We start from the raw sequence: 16,326 nt of genomic DNA, 5'->3' as shown, positions 1-16,326 counted from the left end.
CGCTAGTCACCCGACACAGAAGGATTATCCGGAACACTGGTGAGAATAACCTTTCCTGCCCCGGTGGCTCCCTCGGGGGTCACCACCTCCACCTTGCCGGCAACCGGCACCGGTCGCTGCAGGGTATCCATGACCGGGCAATGGCACTCAACCATCTCGGCAAGTTGACGGATCTTCTCTTCCGGTTCGTCCGACACGATCCGGGTCGTGAATGAAATCTGTGAAAACCCGGCGGGGACCTCGGCCAGATTGAGCAATCCGCGGAGATCCAGGTATCCCTTGGCGTGGACTTCAATGCGCTCGATCCGCAGCCCCATGACCGAGGCATAGGCCCGGTAGACGATTTCCTGGCATCCCCCCAGGGCGGCAAGGAGCATTTCCACCGGATTCGGACCGCTGTCGGTGCCGCCGAGTTCCAGGGGTTCATCAATGGCCGTCGTAAAGCCTCGCATCCGTGACTCCACCGCGAGGCTGTCCTGCTCCGAGTAGGAGGAGGCCCGAAAAACCGAAGTGGCCATCTGCGGTTTGCTGGAGATCGCGGTGATCAGGTTTTCAATGGCCTGCTTGATTTCTTGACTCATACCAACAAAATCCTTCCAATGAAGATAAAGAGAACGTCGGCGGACCATCTCAGCCGAACAACCGTTTTCGCCATCAGGTTTCCGCGGCGGCCTCCGCCTGGCTCCAGTCATGATGAGCGGAAACCACTATGCTGAGCGCGGAAACCGGCTGCACATTTTTTTCGGTAATGCGGGGATGTCGCGTGTGAAAAAGACCAGCGATGGAATGCCGGGCTGTTGTTTCTGGAGACAGGATGCAGGGCCCTGACAAGGACGATTGCGGACGGATCGACAGGACTTTTTCCGTTCGTCGAATCCTTCCGGCCCGGGCTCGCACTCATCGACTCCTGGTTGAGAAGAAAATCAAGGGGGAGGCGATCGCCGCCTCCCCCCGGTCTGTCAGAGCAACAGTGGTTATTTAACCTCGATTTCAAACTTGAACTGACGTTTTTTGCCGTCGGCCAGACGGGTGCCGACCTTGATTTCATATTCACCCTTTTCGGGCAGGCTGATGTCACCGCCGAAACCGGCTCCCATCCCCATTTTCATCGCCATCAGCATGACGGGTTTGCTTTCTTCACCACCCTCACGCTTCACCTTGACGGCGACCTTGCCCTCAGTGACCGGCTTGCCGGTTTTTTCATCGGTAAACATGAGCATCAGGTGATGGGTTGAATTCATCCCCATCTTGGCCAGGGCATCACGCCCCGCCTGATCATAGACTTTGGCGTGGGCCATGGCCTTGATGCCCTCGTCACTGTCATTGCCGAGCATGATCATGTCACCGTCCATCTTCATGCCCTTCATATCACCATGGTCCATGCCTTTCATCTTGTCATGGTCCATGCCTTTCATGCCTTTCATGCTGCCATGGTCCATATCCATCTTCTTGCCGTGGTTACCGTCAGCCATTGCGGCCAACGGCAGGGTCAGCATAAAAACGGCAATCAATACGAGCTTTCCAACAGTCTTCATTCTTTTTCTCCTTGGTTGTGGTACGGGCTTGCGCCCGGCAAGCTGATGAGCCGAAGTCTGCATCAGTCGTGAATATCTTCCATCGCGGTCGGTTCGAATTCGTGCTTCAGTTTCAATCCCCGCCACATGAAATAGATAACCGGGAAGACCATCAATTCCATGGCCCCCGAGGTGATAACCCCGCCGATCATCGGCGCGGCGATCCGTTTCATCACGTCGGCGCCGGCGCCATGGGACCACATGATCGGCATCAGACCGGCGATAATGACACAGATGGTCATGACCTTCGGCCGGATCCGTTTGACCGCGCCGTGATGGATCGCCTGGGTCAGATCCCCCAGATTGTTCATCCGACCGTTGTCTCTCCAGAGTTCAAACGCCAGATCGAGGTAGAGCAGCATGACCACCCCGGTTTCAGCGGAGATACCGGCCAGGGCGATAATTCCGACCCAGACCGCCACCGACATGTTGTAGTCGAGGGCGTACAGAAACCAGAAACATCCGACCAGCGACAACGGCAGGGCGAGAAAGATGATACCGGTCTTAACCAGCCCCTTGGTGTTGGTATAGATGATGACGAAGATGATCAGCAGGGTCAGCGGGATGACCACCTTCAGCTTGGCGGCCGCCGCCTGCATGTATTCATACTGGCCGCTCCAGACGATATTGTAACCGGCCGGCAGCTTGATCCTTTTCGCCAGCTCCGCCTGGGCGTTGGCGACATAGGTACCGACGTCAATATCTTTCAGGTCAACGTAAATCCAGGCGGTACGCCGGGCGTTTTCACTCTTGATGCTGGGCGGTCCTTTTCTGATGTGGATCTTGGCCACCTGTGAAATCGGAATATGCTTGCCGTCGGGAAGCGGAATCAGCACCCGTTCCAGCGACTGCAGGTCATTACGGTAATCACGCGCATAACGCACATTCACCGGGTAGCGTTCCAGACCTTCGACCGTCTGGGTGACATTCATGCCGCCAACCGCCGACTGGATGACATCCTGCACATCACCGACGGTCAACCCGTAGCGGGCGGCGGCGACGCGATCAATGTCATAATCAAGATAATTACCGCCGACCACCCGTTCAGAATAGACACTCAGGGTGCCGGGGATATCGCGTACGATCGCCTCGATCTCTTCACCGATGTCGCTCAGGGTCTGCAGATCATCCCCCATGATCTTGATGCCCACCGGGGTCTTGATCCCGGTCGAGAGCATGTCGATACGGGTTTTGATCGGCATGGTCCAGGCGTTGGTCAGACCGGGGAACTTGATGGCGTTGTTCATCTCCGTCTTCAGTTCCTCGACGGTGATCGTTCCCATCTCGGGAAACATCCAGCGCAGCGGTTTTTTCAGTATTTCCAGATAATCCGGCCAGTTGGTATAGAAGCGGTCGTGATGGACCTTGCGCCATTCATCCTCCGGCTTGAGCATGATGGTCGTCTCCATCATCGACAGGGGAGCCGGGTCGGTGGCGGTTTCGGCCCGCCCGACCTTGCCGAAGACATGGTGAACTTCGGGAAACTGGCGGATGATCCGGTCGGTCTGCTGCAGGATCTCCCTGGCCTTGGTGATCGAAATGCCCGGCAGAGTGGTCGGCATGTAGAGCAGATCCCCCTCGTAAAGGGGCGGCATGAATTCCGAACCCATTTTTTTCAGCGGATAGATGCTGGTAGCCGTCAGCAGCAGTGCGACAATCAGCACCGGCCAGCGCCATTTGAGGACGAAGTCGACCACCGGATGATAGGCCTTGATCATAAGGCGGTTGATCGGGTTTTTCTCCTCATCGGGAATCTTGCCGCGGATAAACCAGCCCATCAGCACCGGAACCAGGGTCACGGAAAGCAGGGCGGCGGCAGCCATGGCATAGGTCTTGGTGTAGGCCAGCGGTTTGAACAACCGCCCCGACTGCTCCCCGAGAGTGAAAACCGGGAAGAAGGAAACGGTGATCACCAGCAGGGAGAAAAAGAGCGCCGGGCCCACCTCCTTGGCCGAGTCGGCAATAATTTCCCAGTGCGGTTTTTTACCCCGATCGCGCTCCAGGTGTTTGTGGGCATTTTCAATCATGATGATGGCCGCGTCGATCATCGCGCCGATGGCGATAGCGATACCGCCGAGACTCATGATATTGGCATTGACCCCCTGCCAGGACATGATGATAAAGGCCATCAGAATGGCAATCGGCAGGGACACGATCGCGACCAGGGCACTGGAAATATGGAACAGGAACAGGGCCGTGACCACGGCCACGACGATGCTCTCCTCGATCAGCTTTTCCTTCAGGGTGTCTACCGCCCGCTCGATCAGGCCGCTGCGGTCATAGACCGACTTGATCTTGACCCCTTCAGGCAGACCGGCCTGAAGCTGCTTGAGTTTTTCCTTGACCCCCTCGATGGTTTTCAGGGCATTGTCGCCGAACCGCATGACCACGATCCCGCCGACCGCTTCACCTTCCCCGTCCAGTTCAGCCACACCTCGACGCAACTCCGGTCCGAGATGAATCTTGGCCAGGTCACGCAGCATGATCGGCGTGCCGCGCCGGTCGGTCCCGACAACGACATTCTCCAGATCTTCAACCGATTTTATATAACCGAGTCCGCGAACCATGAATTCGGTCTCGGCCATCTCGACCAGCCGGCCGCCGACATCGTTGTTGGATCGCTGAATCGCCCTTTTGATCTGCGGGATGGTGATGTGGTAGGCGAGCAGCCGGTCCGGATCAACCTCAACCTGATACTGCTTGACATAACCACCGATGGAGGCGACCTCGGAAACCCCGGGGACGCTGGTCAACTCATAGCGCAGGAACCAGTCCTGGATCGAGCGCAACTGCTGCAGATCGTGGTTGTCACTCTCCAGGACGTACTCATAGACCCAGCCGACCCCGGTGGCATCCGGCCCCAGCGCAGGCGTCACTCCCGGCGGCAGCCGGCCCGCGGCGTAATTGAGATATTCCAGCACCCGCGATCGGGCCCAGTAGAGATCGGTTCCATCCTCAAAAATGATGTAGACAAAAGAGAAACCGAAGAACGAGTAACCGCGGACCACCTTCGCCCCCGGCACCGCCAGCATCTGCGTGGTCAGCGGATAGGTAACCTGGTCTTCAACCACCTGCGGAGCCTGGCCCGGATATTCGGTGAAAACGATAACCTGCACATCCGAGAGATCCGGGATGGCGTCAATGGGCATTTTCATCATGGAGTAGAGGCCGCCGACAATGAAGAAGAGGGTCGCCAGGACAACCATGAACTTATTCTTTATGGACCAATCGATTATTTTTTCAAGCATCTCGTCATTCCAGAATGTCAGGGGTCAGGAGTTACAAAAACTTGCCGGCGCCAGGGTCTTTTCTTCAGAACAGATCCTCGGCTTTTCCTTGCTTGCCCTGTTTGGACCCGGCGGGGTCACTCCCGGCCGGCTTGTCCTCTCCGGACATATCGTCGGCAGACATCGACGCGTCTTTCCCGCCGGCCGTCTTTTTGGACTGCACTTCGAGCATCTTGGCGATGGCTTCCCGCAGCTGGCTCTCCGAGTCAAGCAGGAACTGGGCACTGGTGACGACCCGGTCCCCGGGCAGAACCCCCTGCTTGATTTCGATCATTCCGTTGTCATCCTGGATGCCGACCTTCACCGGACGCGGCTCAAACTTGCCCCCGTCAAGGGCAATGAAGACGGTCTGTTTCTCACCTGAATAGAGAACCGCTTCGGCCGGAATCGCCAGCGCGTCCTTGACAGTTTCCGATTTCAGACGAACATTGACATACATGTCCGGCTTCAGCTGAAAACCCGGGTTGTCCAGAATCAGCCGCGCCTTGACCGTCCGGGTTTTCGGTTCCACGTACGGGTAGATGTAAACCACCTTGGCCGTCAGGCTCTTCTCTCCGACAAAGGGCAGGATGACTTCAGCCCGCTGGCCGACCCGAACCCACGGCAGTTCGTATTCATAGATGTCGGCATAAATCCAGACCTTGGAAATATCGGAGATCTGAAACAGCTCCCGGCCCGCCTTGACATACATCCCCTCGTTAACCATTTTCATGTTGACGATGCCGTCATAGGGTGCCCGCAGAACCAGGGTTTTTTCGACCTTACGGGTCTTTTCCAGACGCCGAATCTGATCCTGGGAGATATCCCAGAGCTGCAGTCGCCTGCGGGACGACTCAAGCAGACGGTTGGCGCCTTCGGCAATTTCCGGGAAGGAACTGCTGGCCAGGGCGCTCCGGTTATTCAGCGCCAGCAGAAACTCTTCCTGGGCCGAAACCAGCTCCGGACTGTAGATTTCCAGGAGCTTCTGCCCCTTCTTGACAAACTGTCCGGTTTCATTGACATACAGCTTTTCAACCCAGCCGGCGATCTTGCTGTTGATGGAAAACTGTTTCGGTTCATCATAGGCAATCAGGCCGACGGTCCGGATGGTCCGGCTCATATCCCGCGTCCCGGCAACAGCCGTCCGAATCCCCATGTTCTGCGCGGTCACCGGATCAATGGAAATCTGCGATCCGCCCGGAGCTTCATCCTCGTAAACCGGGATCAGATCCATCCCCATCGGTGACTTGCCCGGCTCGTTGCGGATGTAGGTCGGATCCATCGGCGCCTGCCAGTACTTGATTTTCCGTTCCCCGGCAGGTTTATCGGAGGCACTCCCGCCGCCGGTCCCGGCCTTGAGCGGCACCAGTTCCATGCCGCAGATCGGACAGGTGCCCGGTTCGTCGACAATCACCATCGGGTGCATGCCGCAGGTATATTTCTCCCCGGCGGCCTGGGCTTCACCGATATGCCACTTGTCGGGACAATCGAAGATACGATCACATATCTGGTTGAAAAGAGCCTCACCGGCAAAAACCGTCGAAAAGAGAAGAAAGAGTGAAAGGCTGATTTTTTCTGCTCGGGTCATGATTCTGTTCCTTTGCATCGTCAGTTCTGGTGGACGCTGACTTCCATTAGGGCTGGGGTTTGGTATCTATCTTTTCGACGGCCATGAACCTGAGGCCGGATTCCGCTTCCAGGCGGGCCACATCGCGTTCGTGGTCGGCCAGAACCCGGTAATAATCCATTTCATAGCTGTAGAGTTTGAGCAGGGCATCCAGCAGACTGAGAAATTCGACATCGCCGACCTGGTAGGCGGCCAGGCTGGCCTTGAACGTCTGATCAGCCTGCGGCACGATGCCGGTCTTGTACAACAGCACCAGGTCACGATCCTTCTCCATCTGCACGAAGGCATCGTGGATATTGAAACTGACCCGGTTGCGGAACTCATGGTACTGCTGCAGCGCCATGCGGATACCGGAATCGGCTTCGGCAACAGCCTCATCCCGCTTGTCCAGATAGATCGGCAGGTTGATGCTGATACCGATACTGGCGAAATCCTGACCGTCAACCGGGTCGTTGCCGGCTTCCTCGCGGAAACGATAACCACCCCAGATGTTGAAGTCCGGTTTGTATTCAAGTTTGGCCAACTTGCGCCGGGCTTTATAACGATCGACAATGGACTGGAACGCGGCAAAAAGCGGCCGCTTCTGCTCCGATATCGTCTGCAGCTCCTGTAATGGTTGCTCGACCTTGGTCACGGGAACAATTTCCGGAGTCTCGATCGGGGTTCCGGTGGGGCGATTCAGCAGACTGTCCAGATCGGCCTGCACGGTCTTGCGCTGCTGCTGCAGGGTGAACAACTGGTCCATCAGTTTCGAGCGTTCGACCTGGGCCTTGAGCACATCCTGCTGGATGCCGGTGCCGACCTGGTACCGGGTTTCGGTCAGGCGGATAAAGTCATCCAGGATACTGATATTCTTGTTGGTGATGGAGACGGCGCGATCAAGATAGAAAAGCCGATACCAGCCGTCTTTGACCTTACGGGTCAACTGCAGCTTCAGGTCGTCATAAGCCCCCTTGTACCAGAGGGCCTTCTGCTCGGCGATCTCCCCCTTGGTCCCCAGTTTTCCCGGGAAGGGAAACTTCTGCGACAGCTTGAAATCCTTGCCGGTCATCGGGGTGTCGCCCGCTGCAAACGAATCGGTCGGATAGTTGACAAAGGCAAACGAGAGCATCGGGTCATCCAGAGAGCGCGCCGGAATGATTTTGCGCTCGAACATGTGCCAGCGGGACTCCGCCGCCTTCAGGTCGGGATTATTCTTCAGGGCCTCCGCCACCAGCCCGTCGAGGGAATCGGCAGCCGACACCGACATGGGCAGCAGCAAAATAAGAAGCAGGATGCTGAACAAATATTTCATGGTTCTTTAACCTCCTTGGACTCCGCCAGCAAGGTGCGGATCTTTGTTTCAATTTCGTCAGCTCCGGTCAACCCGGCGTCAAACCTGACCCTGCCCTTGCCGTCAATAATCAGCACGCGCGGAATCAGGTAAACGTTGTAGCCCTTCTGCACACTACCGTCATCAAGCAGGGCATTGGCCTCCGAAAGATCGAGACTCTTGAGGAAACCACGCACCGTTTCGACCGTCTCCCGCATGAAGATCTCAAGAATCCGGACCTGGTTATCGGCAAATATGTCATCGATTTTGGCCAGTTCCCGGTTCTGGTAGCGACACCCGGGGCACCAGGTGGTGCCGAGATCAAGAACCACCAGCTGTCCGCGGTAATCGGCCAGGGAAACATCCCGCCCGGCAAGATCCTTGAGGGTGAAATCCGGGGCCACCTCGCCGGGCTGAAAAGCCGCGGCCGAAACCGCCGGAACCAGCAACAGCAGCGCGAGCAGGAACGTCTTCCATCGTGACCCGGCAGAACGTGAGGAAAAAAGTCGCGTTCCCAAGGCTGTGCAAAAATGTCCAGGTGCAAGGCGTCCGCCCCCCCGCGGAATAAGGCGTACCGGAAGGTACGTCGTTGATTCGGGGGAAAGAGGCAGCAGATGGGCGTTCTTCATCAGCCTAGTTGAAGAGGTCATCCATGCCCTTCTGCGGCAGGGACAGAACATGGTTGACCAGATCCCAGAGCTGTCGCGGGGTCAGCCGGTCGCCGTAGGCCGGCATGCCGCTGCTCTTCAGGCCGTTGCTGATGATCCAGTACTTCTCCCCCGGGCTGTAGAAGCCGCTGTGATGAGCATCATGAAAATTGGCCGGCCGGGTCCGCATCGACGCCGCGGCGGGACCGTCGCCGCGTCCTTCCGGACCGTGGCAGACAGCACAGTTCTGAGCGAACAATGAGGCACCACGGGCCAGAGACTCCGCCGTCGGCGTAACCGGCGAACGATCCATGACCCGGTACTCGGCGGGAACCTTGTCCTTGATCGCCTGCATACCCGCCATGTGGTCACCGCCGGGATGATCTTCATGCCCGAAAGCCGGGACGGCGGTCAGCAGCAACAGGGAGAGCCAGAGAAATTTCATTTTCGATCCTTTCCACAACGCGGGCAATGCCGCCATCCAGGCTGCAACTGACAACCACAGAAACACGTATCGACCTGCGATTCCAGAAAGTTAAGCCTTCTTACGATAACATAAATGAAGGCCGCCGCAAGATTGGCGACCAACAATATCCAGCCCGGCCAGCCGAGGGTCAGCAGGTTGTCGACCGAGCAGACTCCGCAGCAGAGCAACCAGGTGTTGTAGGCCACTACCGCCACGCCTCCGGCAACCAGCCAGAACCCGATCCAGAGGGTTTCGCGCCCGAACAACCGCCGCGATTTCATGCCGCCTTCTCCCGCACCGCATCCCCGCACCAGGGACAGTAGGCGTCACTGCAGGCATGGGCCTCGCCGCAGGCCGGACAATGCTGCTGCACCAGGTTGCGACAACGCGGGCAGATCAGCCAGTCGGACTGAATCTCGCCGCCGCAGTCACCGCAACGACCACCCGGCAGAGACGGCTGAACGGTTCGCCGTTCAAGCTCCCGGCAGATCAACCAGGTCAGAAACGCCAGGCTGATGAAAAAGAAGAGGATCATGCGCACTCCCGCGCCGGTGTTTCCGGCCGCTGGTTGATTTCCTCGACGATCTGTCCATCACGCAGAAAGATTGTGCGGTCGAACCAGTCCAGGTTGTCCCGGTTGTGGGTGACCATGACAATGGTCTGCCCCTCACGATGCAGTTCGCTGAACAGTTCCATCACCTGCCGGCTGGTGGCCGAGTCCAGGCTGCCGGTGGGCTCGTCCGCCAGGATCAGCGGCGGCTTGTTGACCAGCGCCCGGGCGATGGCGACCCGCTCCTGTTCACCGCCGGAGAGCTGTTGCGGCAGGTGCAGCAGCCGGTCCTTGAGGCCGACCCGCTCCAGGACTTCGGCCGCGAAGCGCTTCTTCTCGGCGTCCTTCAGCCGACTGACCGCCAACGGCAGCATGACGTTTTCCAGGGCGGTCAGGTAGGGAACCAGGTTGTGACTCTGGAAAACGAAACCGAGGTATTCCCGGCGGAAATCAGCGCGTTTCTCATTCGACAGGCGATAAAGATCGATGCCGTCGATCTCCACCTTGCCGGCACTCGGCCGGGTGAGGCCGCCAAGCAGTCCGAGCAGCGTACTCTTGCCCGAACCGGAGGGCCCCATCACACCAAGGAAGGTTCCTTCCTCGATCGCCAGGTCGAGTCCATGCAGGGCGGAGACGCAATCGGCGCCATTGACAAAATGTTTGGTCAGTTCACTGATCCGGATGAGAGCCATATCGGTTCCTTTCGGGTTGGTCAGAGTGCCCGCAGCGCGTCGCTTGGTTCCAGGCGGCTGGCGCGCAGCGCCGGCTGCAGGGCGGCCAGCAGTCCGACGACCACGGCCGCGATCAACGCCGACGCGGCAAGCAGCGGATCGAAATGCCAGAGCGCCTTACCGTCGCCGAGCAGCGGCAGAGCGCCGACAGCTACGCCGACCCCGGCCAGGTAACCGAACAGACCGGCAAAAGCACTGACCAGGCCGGCCTCGACCAGCACCAGCCGCAGCACATGACTGCGCCGGTAGCCGATGGCACGGAAAATGCCGATTTCCCGGGTACGTTCACTGACCGATCCCATCATGGTGACAAACACCAGCAGGGCGCCGACCAGGATCACCACACCGGCAACCCCCCAGGCGAAAATACGAAACTGGGAGATGGCGTGCATCCGGGTCTTGACCACCTGCTGTACCGCCTGTACTTCAACATCCGGCAGGGCCCGGCTGATCTGGTTGACCATATCGCTGATCGGACAGTTGGCGCAGAGGGCGGCAACCTCGACCAGCGAAACCTGTCCCGGCTTGCCGAGCAGCCGCTGGGCAGCCGGAAGCCGGGCGATCAGCAGCTGATCATCCTGACTGCCGGTCTGCTGCAGCACGCCGCTGATCCGAAACCGCTTCCCCGAAACATCCAGGGTGTCACCGATGGCCAGACCGAGCCGGGCCGCCGCAGCGCTGCCGAGAACCAGCTGGTCATCCGCCTCAGGGCGGCTGCCCATCAACTGCCACCATTTTTTCAAACCGAACTCGACCTCTGGATCAACCCCCATCAGCAGGGCACGTCCTCCGGCGACCTCGACCGCGCCAAGCACCTTGGGCGCAACCGCCGCCACGTTACGGTTATTGGGGATGGTACCGATCGCAGCCAGGGAATCCTCGGCGATTTCATGGGCCGTCAGGGAAACACCACCGAGGGTGATGCCGCCGTAGCTGAGCGCCAGCTGATCACTGCGCGGCGTGATCAGGATATTGGCGCCGAAGCTCTCCAACTCATTCCGGGCACGCTCGGCCAGGGCATTGGTCAGCGACAACAGCGCGACCACCGTCGCCACCCCGATCAGCAATCCGGTCAGCAGGAAGATCGCCCGCCCCTTACGGCGTTTCAGGTTGTTGAACGTGATTGTTTCAAGACGCATAATTCAAGCCTTTAAATCTGGACACTGACGTCCTGTCATCAGGGCGCCCACTCTTCTTGGCGCCATATTGATGTCTCATGCCGTTAAAAATACCTGGCTCCCTGCTCCAGGGCGGCAACCTGGATCAGGACCTGCCCACCGGCCAGTTGCCGCGACAGGGGAGACGGGTTGCAGCCCCCCTTGACGATATTGACCATGTTGGAGGGGAACGACTGTCCACAGTTGTTGCAGATCATGGCGTCCCCTTCCTGCCGGTAGCCTTTCTTCTCCTTGTAGCAGACGTCGCAGGCATCAAAAGCGGCACGAATAACCCCATCCTGGCTCCTGACCACGAAAAAAGTGATCGGGCCGCGCCGGCTTTCGTAACGGAAGAACTGCGCCCGGCCGCCATCGAAATCACTCGCCGCAAGGCGGATGACACCATCTTCAGCAGCGGTTACGGTCCGCGCTCCGGCAGTCCCGCCGGAGCCGAGCAGCAACCAGGCGGCACCGGTGACAATCGCCAGCAGGGCCAGAACCCCCGGCAGCAGCAACTTTCCGGCCGACTTCTTTTCTTCGTTCTTGAACTGGTCACGTTTGGTTTGACGATCGGACATCTCTACAAACTCCTTGTCTTTGGTTCAGGTCTGAATCGGGGGTCAGCCGCAGCAGCCACCACTACCACCACCGCCACTGCCGCAGTCACCGCCGCCGGCGGTGACACGCTTGAGCTGGGGATCGAAAATAACCACCTCGGTCCGCTGCACCAGGTCGCCGTACCATTGCTGCAGCCGCAGCTGCCGTTGCGCCGGATCGGCAATGTCAGCCGGGACTTTTGTCGCCATCAGTTTTTCAATCGTCATGTCGTTGCGCAGTTGGCGACGGAATGCTTCCATGCTGCCGAAACGCCTGGTCACCAGCTGGTCCAGATCGTCGTGTCCCTGGCGCAGTTTTTCGAGACGCACATCGACCTCACCCGGCTGCACCACGACCCCACTGCTCTCGGCGGCGGCCAGCAGGATTTCACGTTGCTGCAGTTCTTCCCAGAGCTGCCGACGCAGCTGCTCAAGCAGCGCGGGGGACGCCTCGCGATCTCCAAGCCGGAGCTTCAACGCCTGCTCGAAGTCATCACGCGCCACCAGCCGCGAACCGACTCTGGCAACGTACTTGGCTCCCAGGCGGGTCTGCTCCTGGCGCAGACCGGCATATTCCGCCGGGCTCAGTTCGGTCCTCAATCGGGCCGGATATCCGGCCTCGGTGATCAACCGGCCGATTTCGGCACTGCTGGTTCGAGAGGGATCAAACTCCACCCGACTGCGGCCGCTGGTCACGCTGACCTCGATCGTCCCGATTCCGGCAACCGGCTGCAGGGCCTCGTTGATTTTCTGCACACAGGAACCGCAGGAAAGTTTTTCCACGCTGAATTCCGCCAGCGCCGCCTCGGCCCGGTTGAAACCGGCCGGTTTCAACCACCAGCCGGCGGCAACAGCCACCAGAACCAGCGGCAGGACAAGATAGATCAGGTAACGTCGTTTCATGCTCATGGACCACCCCTTCGCAAGGATTCGTTCAACAAAACTCAGGGGGAGCCTTATCACATCCCGTGCCAACCCTCTCCGACAGAAAGAACCTGCTGTTTTTACGAGCTTCAGATCAACTTCGGAACCCCCGGAGAGAACTCCCGGAAGCGGATTTGCTGAATATTCGACAGCAAAGTGAAGAATACTCTACATGGCTCGTTGCGCGAATTTGAGAGCATGAGGGCGAAACAAAACCCTACCATCACACAATCCATTGTAATTACAGGAAATTCTTGTATATTTTGTGAACATTGATGCTGGCATAAAAGCTGAACCTATTTGGCGATCATGAATCAACCGTCTCCTCCACGCTGGGTCACCCCACTCTACATCGCGGCGCTGGCCGCGGCTCTCGCTGTGCTGGGAACCATTCTGTTTATGGGGATCAGCCACAACCCCTGGCCGCTCGACGGCGACATTGCCGATGTCACAATCAATCTCGGCGGCACCCCGGTACGTGAACACTGCACCTCCTGCCACCCGGAAGGGAGCACCGCAACCGGCAGCCCGCACCCCGACATCGCACCACATGAAACTGCGGAGCTGGGCTGTACCGGCTGTCATCTCGGCGAGGGGATGGCGCTTGACCTGGTTGTTTCCCACGGGCTGCCGGGCAATGGCGCCCGCGCCATTCTGAAAAAAAAGGATATTCAGGCGAGCTGCTACCGCTGCCATCCCCTGCAGCCCCTGGCCGGCGCTGAAAAAGCCTGGAACGGCTACCGCCTGTACCTGCAGAAAGGATGCGACAGCTGCCATCCGCTTGCGGGGCTGCAACAAAGCGGCCGTTACGCCCCCGACCTGACGGCCGTCGGCGACCACCTGGGGATCGATCAACTGGTGACCGCCATTCGCGATCCGGACCGGGAGCCGGTCAATTCGACCATGCCGCGCTATCCGTTATCGAAACGTCAGGCCCGCAACATCGCCCTGTTCCTGAAAAGCCGCACCGCCCGTCCACTGTTCCAGACGCCCATGGCTCAACTGCAGAAAAAGAGCCTGCTGCAACCGGACGATCTGTTCCCCGGCAGCGAACAACTTTCTCCGGGGCAGGCTCTCCTGCAGCGCAAACGCTGCATCGCCTGCCATCGTTACAACCGGGACGACGGCCGTATCGGACCGGACCTGAGCTACAGCGGGCTGCTGCGAACCGACAAATACCTGGCCGACTTCCCCGGCGATCCGACAGCCCTGATCGGCGGCACGCGCATGCCGGCGATCCGCCTGACAGCCACGGAACAACGCCTGCTGGTAAAGGAATTGCGCCAAAACGCCGATCGGCTTCAACAGACCCGCCTGGCCAAAGCCGCCGAGGGCCGCGACCTGTACATGCTGCTCTGCCAGCGATGTCACGCCGCCGACGGCAACGGCCTGGGGCCGATCGCTGCCAACCTGGCACAGATGCCGCGGGCCTTTGCGAACAACCGCAACTTTTTCGCCGACAAATCCGACAAGGAACTGCAGCAGAGTCTGGCGCAGGGGATACCCGGAACCTCGATGCCCGGCTTTGCCCGGCTGCTGTCCCCCGAACGGCGGGAAATGTTGCTTAACCTGCTGTTCAAAGCCTTTATCGGCGGGGATCGCTACGCCAAGCGGAGACTGCCGGAACTGCCGCCGAAGCCGGAATTCGCACTCACCGCGGCAGCCGGGCAACAATTGTTCCAACAATACTGCATCCGCTGTCACGGTCGCAGCGGGACCGGCCGCGGTCCGGACGCCGCGCGATTGCGGCTGCAACCGTCGCCACGCAACCTGACCAACACCGGCTACCTCGTATCGCGCAGTGACAACCAGCTGCTGAGAGCCATCACCTACGGCGTACCGGGCACCGCCATGCCGTCCTGGCTCGGCGAACTGAATGAACAACAGATCTGGGCCTTGCTTCGCGAAGTCCGCAGACTGTCCATGGGAGAACAACCATGAGTGATCTGATCAGACGCAGGCTGTTAAAGGGGCTGCTGGCGCTTCTCGGCCTGTTCGGCGGCGCCGTCCTGCTCGATATCTGGTCCGGGGCCAGGCGATTCTCCGAAGCCCGCTGGCAGCGTCTGCTGCCGATCGACCAGCTACCTCCCGACGGGGTAGTGCCTCTGCCGCAGATGAAGGTCGCCCTGCTGGTTTCACCGAAAAAAATCGCCGCCATCAGCCTCGAATGCACCCACCTCGGTTGCCTGGTCACCGTCAACGAGCGCGGGTTTTACTGCCCCTGCCATGGATCGGAATTCGGCCCCCGCGGCCAGGTCTACAACGGCCCGGCCACGCGTGACCTGCCGTGGCACCGGCTGCGCCTGCATCACGGCGCGATCTGGGTCCTCAGCGGACGCAAGCAGACCAGTCCGTTCTGGCACCCGCGCGAGGAGAGCCCGGCATGAACGGCCCGCAACGCAACTTTCTCGACCACCTGCATCCCGCCCGGGTCAGGCTGCGCAGCCTGCACCCGAAAACGACCCTGGGACTGGGTATCGCCGCCCTGACCTGCCTGGGCATCCTGCTGATCACCGGGCTGACCCTGCTGCTCTACTACCTGCCGGACCAGCAACGGGCCTATGAACGCATCCTGCACCTGACCACGACTCTGCGTTTCGGCACCCTGCTGCGCAACCTGCACTACCTGGCCGGCAACGCCCTGTTGATCCTCGCGGTCCTGCACCTGGCACGCGTGGCCCTGACCGCCGGCTACCGGGGCCGGCGATTGAACTGGTGCTACGGCCTGCTGATGCTGTTCCTGATTTTCGCCGGCGCCTTCACCGGTTACCTTCTGCCATGGGATCAACTTGCCTACTGGGCGCTGAAGGTCGGTTCCAGCCTCGCCGATTACCTGCCGCTGCTCGGCCATCCCCTCAAGGTCTTCCTGCTCGGCGGAGAAGAGATCGGCGCGGAAACCCTGTTGCGCGCGTTCGCCATTCATGCCGCGGTGGTCCCCTGCGGACTGGTCGGTCTGGCGGGGTTGCACCTGTGGCGCGTCCGCAGGGACGGCGGGCTGGCCGCCCCCAGTGAAACCCCCGCCGAACTCCCCGCCCGCCCCTGGCTCTACCGGGCGGAAGGAAGCGTCGCCCTGATCACCCTGACGGTCCTGCTGCTGCTCGCGTTGTGGCTCAATGCCCCCCTGGGTGAAAGAGCCGATCCGGGACATCCGCCCAACCCGGCCAAGGCCCCCTGGTACTTCGTCGGATTCCAGGAGATGGTCAGCTATTCAGCCACCTGGGGAGGCGTGATTATCCCGAGCCTGATGATCCTGTTTTTAGCCCTGCTGCCCTGGCTTGACCGGAGAGAACGGGGGGGCGGCCGGTGGCTGGCACCCGGGGCCCGTCCCTGGCAGCTGCTGCTGATATTGATGCTCTGCTCCCAGCTGGTCTTCATCGCCATCGGGCTCTGGTGCCGGGGTCCGAACTGGAGCTGGGTCTGGCCGCCGGGCGGCGGTTGAGATTCACGGGATAAACTGAGAAACTGCCCGCCGGGCA

16 protein-coding genes are annotated in these 16,326 nt (G+C 59.8%); 3 read left to right on the top strand and 13 right to left on the bottom strand.

The features are described 5' to 3' along the window. Window positions 1–2: 2 nt before the first annotated feature. The 13 genes from B5V00_RS08050 to B5V00_RS07990 all read right to left on the bottom strand — a co-directional run bounded on the left by B5V00_RS08050 (window position 3) and on the right by B5V00_RS07990 (window position 12,835). Entirely contained in the window at window positions 3–581 is a 579-nt protein-coding gene (locus B5V00_RS08050) for an OsmC family protein (protein ID WP_085010259.1), read from the bottom strand. Between the two features lie 393 nt (window positions 582–974). Continuing rightward, window positions 975–1,535, bottom strand: a complete 561-nt coding sequence (locus tag B5V00_RS08045; RefSeq protein ID WP_085010258.1) for a hypothetical protein — start codon at window positions 1,533–1,535, stop codon at window positions 975–977. 62 nt (window positions 1,536–1,597) lie between these two features. Then, window positions 1,598–4,822, bottom strand: a complete 3,225-nt coding sequence (locus B5V00_RS08040; protein ID WP_085010257.1) for an efflux RND transporter permease subunit — start codon at window positions 4,820–4,822, stop codon at window positions 1,598–1,600. Between the two features lie 64 nt (window positions 4,823–4,886). Further along, window positions 4,887–6,428, bottom strand: coding sequence for an efflux RND transporter periplasmic adaptor subunit (locus tag B5V00_RS08035; RefSeq protein ID WP_245803932.1), 1,542 nt, complete (start codon window positions 6,426–6,428; stop codon window positions 4,887–4,889). A 46-nt stretch (window positions 6,429–6,474) separates the two neighbouring features. Continuing rightward, the gene (locus B5V00_RS08030) at window positions 6,475–7,761 is read right to left on the bottom strand and encodes a TolC family protein (RefSeq protein WP_085010256.1); all 1,287 of its coding nucleotides are present in this window, start codon (window positions 7,759–7,761) and stop codon (window positions 6,475–6,477) included. Continuing rightward, entirely contained in the window at window positions 7,758–8,297 is a 540-nt protein-coding gene (locus tag B5V00_RS08025; RefSeq protein ID WP_172399662.1) for a TlpA family protein disulfide reductase, read from the bottom strand. The genes B5V00_RS08030 and B5V00_RS08025 overlap by 4 nt, the downstream gene beginning before the upstream one ends. 115 nt (window positions 8,298–8,412) lie before the next feature. Next, window positions 8,413–8,871 (bottom strand): c-type cytochrome, encoded by a 459-nt coding sequence (locus tag B5V00_RS08020; protein ID WP_172399661.1) that lies wholly within the window; start codon window positions 8,869–8,871, stop codon window positions 8,413–8,415. Next, on the bottom strand, window positions 8,868–9,173 hold the full coding sequence (locus B5V00_RS08015; RefSeq protein ID WP_085010253.1) for a hypothetical protein: 306 nt from the start codon (window positions 9,171–9,173) through the stop codon (window positions 8,868–8,870). The genes B5V00_RS08020 and B5V00_RS08015 overlap by 4 nt, the downstream gene beginning before the upstream one ends. Next, entirely contained in the window at window positions 9,170–9,427 is a 258-nt protein-coding gene (locus B5V00_RS08010; protein WP_085010252.1) for a zinc ribbon domain-containing protein, read from the bottom strand. The genes B5V00_RS08015 and B5V00_RS08010 overlap by 4 nt, the downstream gene beginning before the upstream one ends. Continuing rightward, the gene (locus tag B5V00_RS08005) at window positions 9,424–10,134 is read right to left on the bottom strand and encodes an ABC transporter ATP-binding protein (protein ID WP_085010251.1); all 711 of its coding nucleotides are present in this window, start codon (window positions 10,132–10,134) and stop codon (window positions 9,424–9,426) included. The genes B5V00_RS08010 and B5V00_RS08005 overlap by 4 nt, the downstream gene beginning before the upstream one ends. Window positions 10,135–10,154: 20 nt before the next feature. Then, window positions 10,155–11,312 carry an ABC transporter permease gene (locus B5V00_RS08000; protein WP_085010250.1) on the bottom strand — a complete coding sequence of 386 codons (1,158 nt, stop codon included), beginning with the start codon at window positions 11,310–11,312 and terminating at the stop codon, window positions 10,155–10,157. An 83-nt stretch (window positions 11,313–11,395) separates the two neighbouring features. Continuing rightward, window positions 11,396–11,908, bottom strand: a complete 513-nt coding sequence (locus B5V00_RS07995) for a DUF2318 domain-containing protein (protein ID WP_085010249.1) — start codon at window positions 11,906–11,908, stop codon at window positions 11,396–11,398. Between the two features lie 42 nt (window positions 11,909–11,950). Then, window positions 11,951–12,835 carry a cation transporter gene (locus tag B5V00_RS07990; RefSeq protein ID WP_085010248.1) on the bottom strand — a complete coding sequence of 295 codons (885 nt, stop codon included), beginning with the start codon at window positions 12,833–12,835 and terminating at the stop codon, window positions 11,951–11,953. Between the two features lie 324 nt (window positions 12,836–13,159). Here B5V00_RS07990 and B5V00_RS07985 point away from each other — a divergent pair, with 324 nt between their 5' ends. Genes B5V00_RS07985 through B5V00_RS07975 form a run of 3 tightly spaced genes read left to right on the top strand, consistent with a single transcriptional unit; the run spans window position 13,160 to window position 16,289 of the window. After that, window positions 13,160–14,791, top strand: a complete 1,632-nt coding sequence (locus B5V00_RS07985; protein WP_139800703.1) for a c-type cytochrome — start codon at window positions 13,160–13,162, stop codon at window positions 14,789–14,791. After that, on the top strand, window positions 14,788–15,237 hold the full coding sequence (locus B5V00_RS07980; RefSeq protein WP_085010246.1) for a QcrA and Rieske domain-containing protein: 450 nt from the start codon (window positions 14,788–14,790) through the stop codon (window positions 15,235–15,237). Before B5V00_RS07985 ends, B5V00_RS07980 begins: the two co-directional genes overlap by 4 nt. Further along, the gene (locus tag B5V00_RS07975) at window positions 15,234–16,289 is read left to right on the top strand and encodes a cytochrome b N-terminal domain-containing protein (RefSeq protein WP_085010245.1); all 1,056 of its coding nucleotides are present in this window, start codon (window positions 15,234–15,236) and stop codon (window positions 16,287–16,289) included. Before B5V00_RS07980 ends, B5V00_RS07975 begins: the two co-directional genes overlap by 4 nt. Window positions 16,290–16,326 lie beyond the last annotated feature (37 nt).

Origin of the sequence: Geothermobacter hydrogeniphilus (assembly GCF_002093115.1) — a bacterium.
Taxonomy (GTDB): domain Bacteria; phylum Desulfobacterota; class Desulfuromonadia; order Desulfuromonadales; family Geothermobacteraceae; genus Geothermobacter_A; species Geothermobacter_A hydrogeniphilus.
Note: the sequence above shows the minus strand (reverse complement) of the source record. Positions and strands in the feature narration are given on the sequence as shown.

Excerpts from the sequence above, each read along its gene's own strand:
- B5V00_RS07990 (WP_085010248.1), bottom strand. The coding sequence starts at position 12,835 with ATGAGCATGAAACGACGTTACCTGATCTATCTTGTCCTGCCGCTGGTT.
- B5V00_RS07995 (WP_085010249.1), bottom strand. The coding sequence starts at position 11,908 with ATGTCCGATCGTCAAACCAAACGTGACCAGTTCAAGAACGAAGAAAAG.
- B5V00_RS08015 (WP_085010253.1), bottom strand. The coding sequence starts at position 9,173 with ATGAAATCGCGGCGGTTGTTCGGGCGCGAAACCCTCTGGATCGGGTTC.
- B5V00_RS08050 (WP_085010259.1), bottom strand. The coding sequence starts at position 581 with ATGAGTCAAGAAATCAAGCAGGCCATTGAAAACCTGATCACCGCGATC.
- B5V00_RS08000 (WP_085010250.1), bottom strand. The coding sequence starts at position 11,312 with ATGCGTCTTGAAACAATCACGTTCAACAACCTGAAACGCCGTAAGGGG.
- B5V00_RS08005 (WP_085010251.1), bottom strand. The coding sequence starts at position 10,134 with ATGGCTCTCATCCGGATCAGTGAACTGACCAAACATTTTGTCAATGGC.
- B5V00_RS08035 (WP_245803932.1), bottom strand. The coding sequence starts at position 6,428 with ATGACCCGAGCAGAAAAAATCAGCCTTTCACTCTTTCTTCTCTTTTCG.
- B5V00_RS08040 (WP_085010257.1), bottom strand. The coding sequence starts at position 4,822 with ATGCTTGAAAAAATAATCGATTGGTCCATAAAGAATAAGTTCATGGTT.
- B5V00_RS08020 (WP_172399661.1), bottom strand. The coding sequence starts at position 8,871 with ATGAAATTTCTCTGGCTCTCCCTGTTGCTGCTGACCGCCGTCCCGGCT.
- B5V00_RS07985 (WP_139800703.1), top strand. The coding sequence starts at position 13,160 with ATGAATCAACCGTCTCCTCCACGCTGGGTCACCCCACTCTACATCGCG.
- B5V00_RS08045 (WP_085010258.1), bottom strand. The coding sequence starts at position 1,535 with ATGAAGACTGTTGGAAAGCTCGTATTGATTGCCGTTTTTATGCTGACC.
- B5V00_RS07980 (WP_085010246.1), top strand. The coding sequence starts at position 14,788 with ATGAGTGATCTGATCAGACGCAGGCTGTTAAAGGGGCTGCTGGCGCTT.
- B5V00_RS07975 (WP_085010245.1), top strand. The coding sequence starts at position 15,234 with ATGAACGGCCCGCAACGCAACTTTCTCGACCACCTGCATCCCGCCCGG.
- B5V00_RS08030 (WP_085010256.1), bottom strand. The coding sequence starts at position 7,761 with ATGAAATATTTGTTCAGCATCCTGCTTCTTATTTTGCTGCTGCCCATG.
- B5V00_RS08010 (WP_085010252.1), bottom strand. The coding sequence starts at position 9,427 with ATGATCCTCTTCTTTTTCATCAGCCTGGCGTTTCTGACCTGGTTGATC.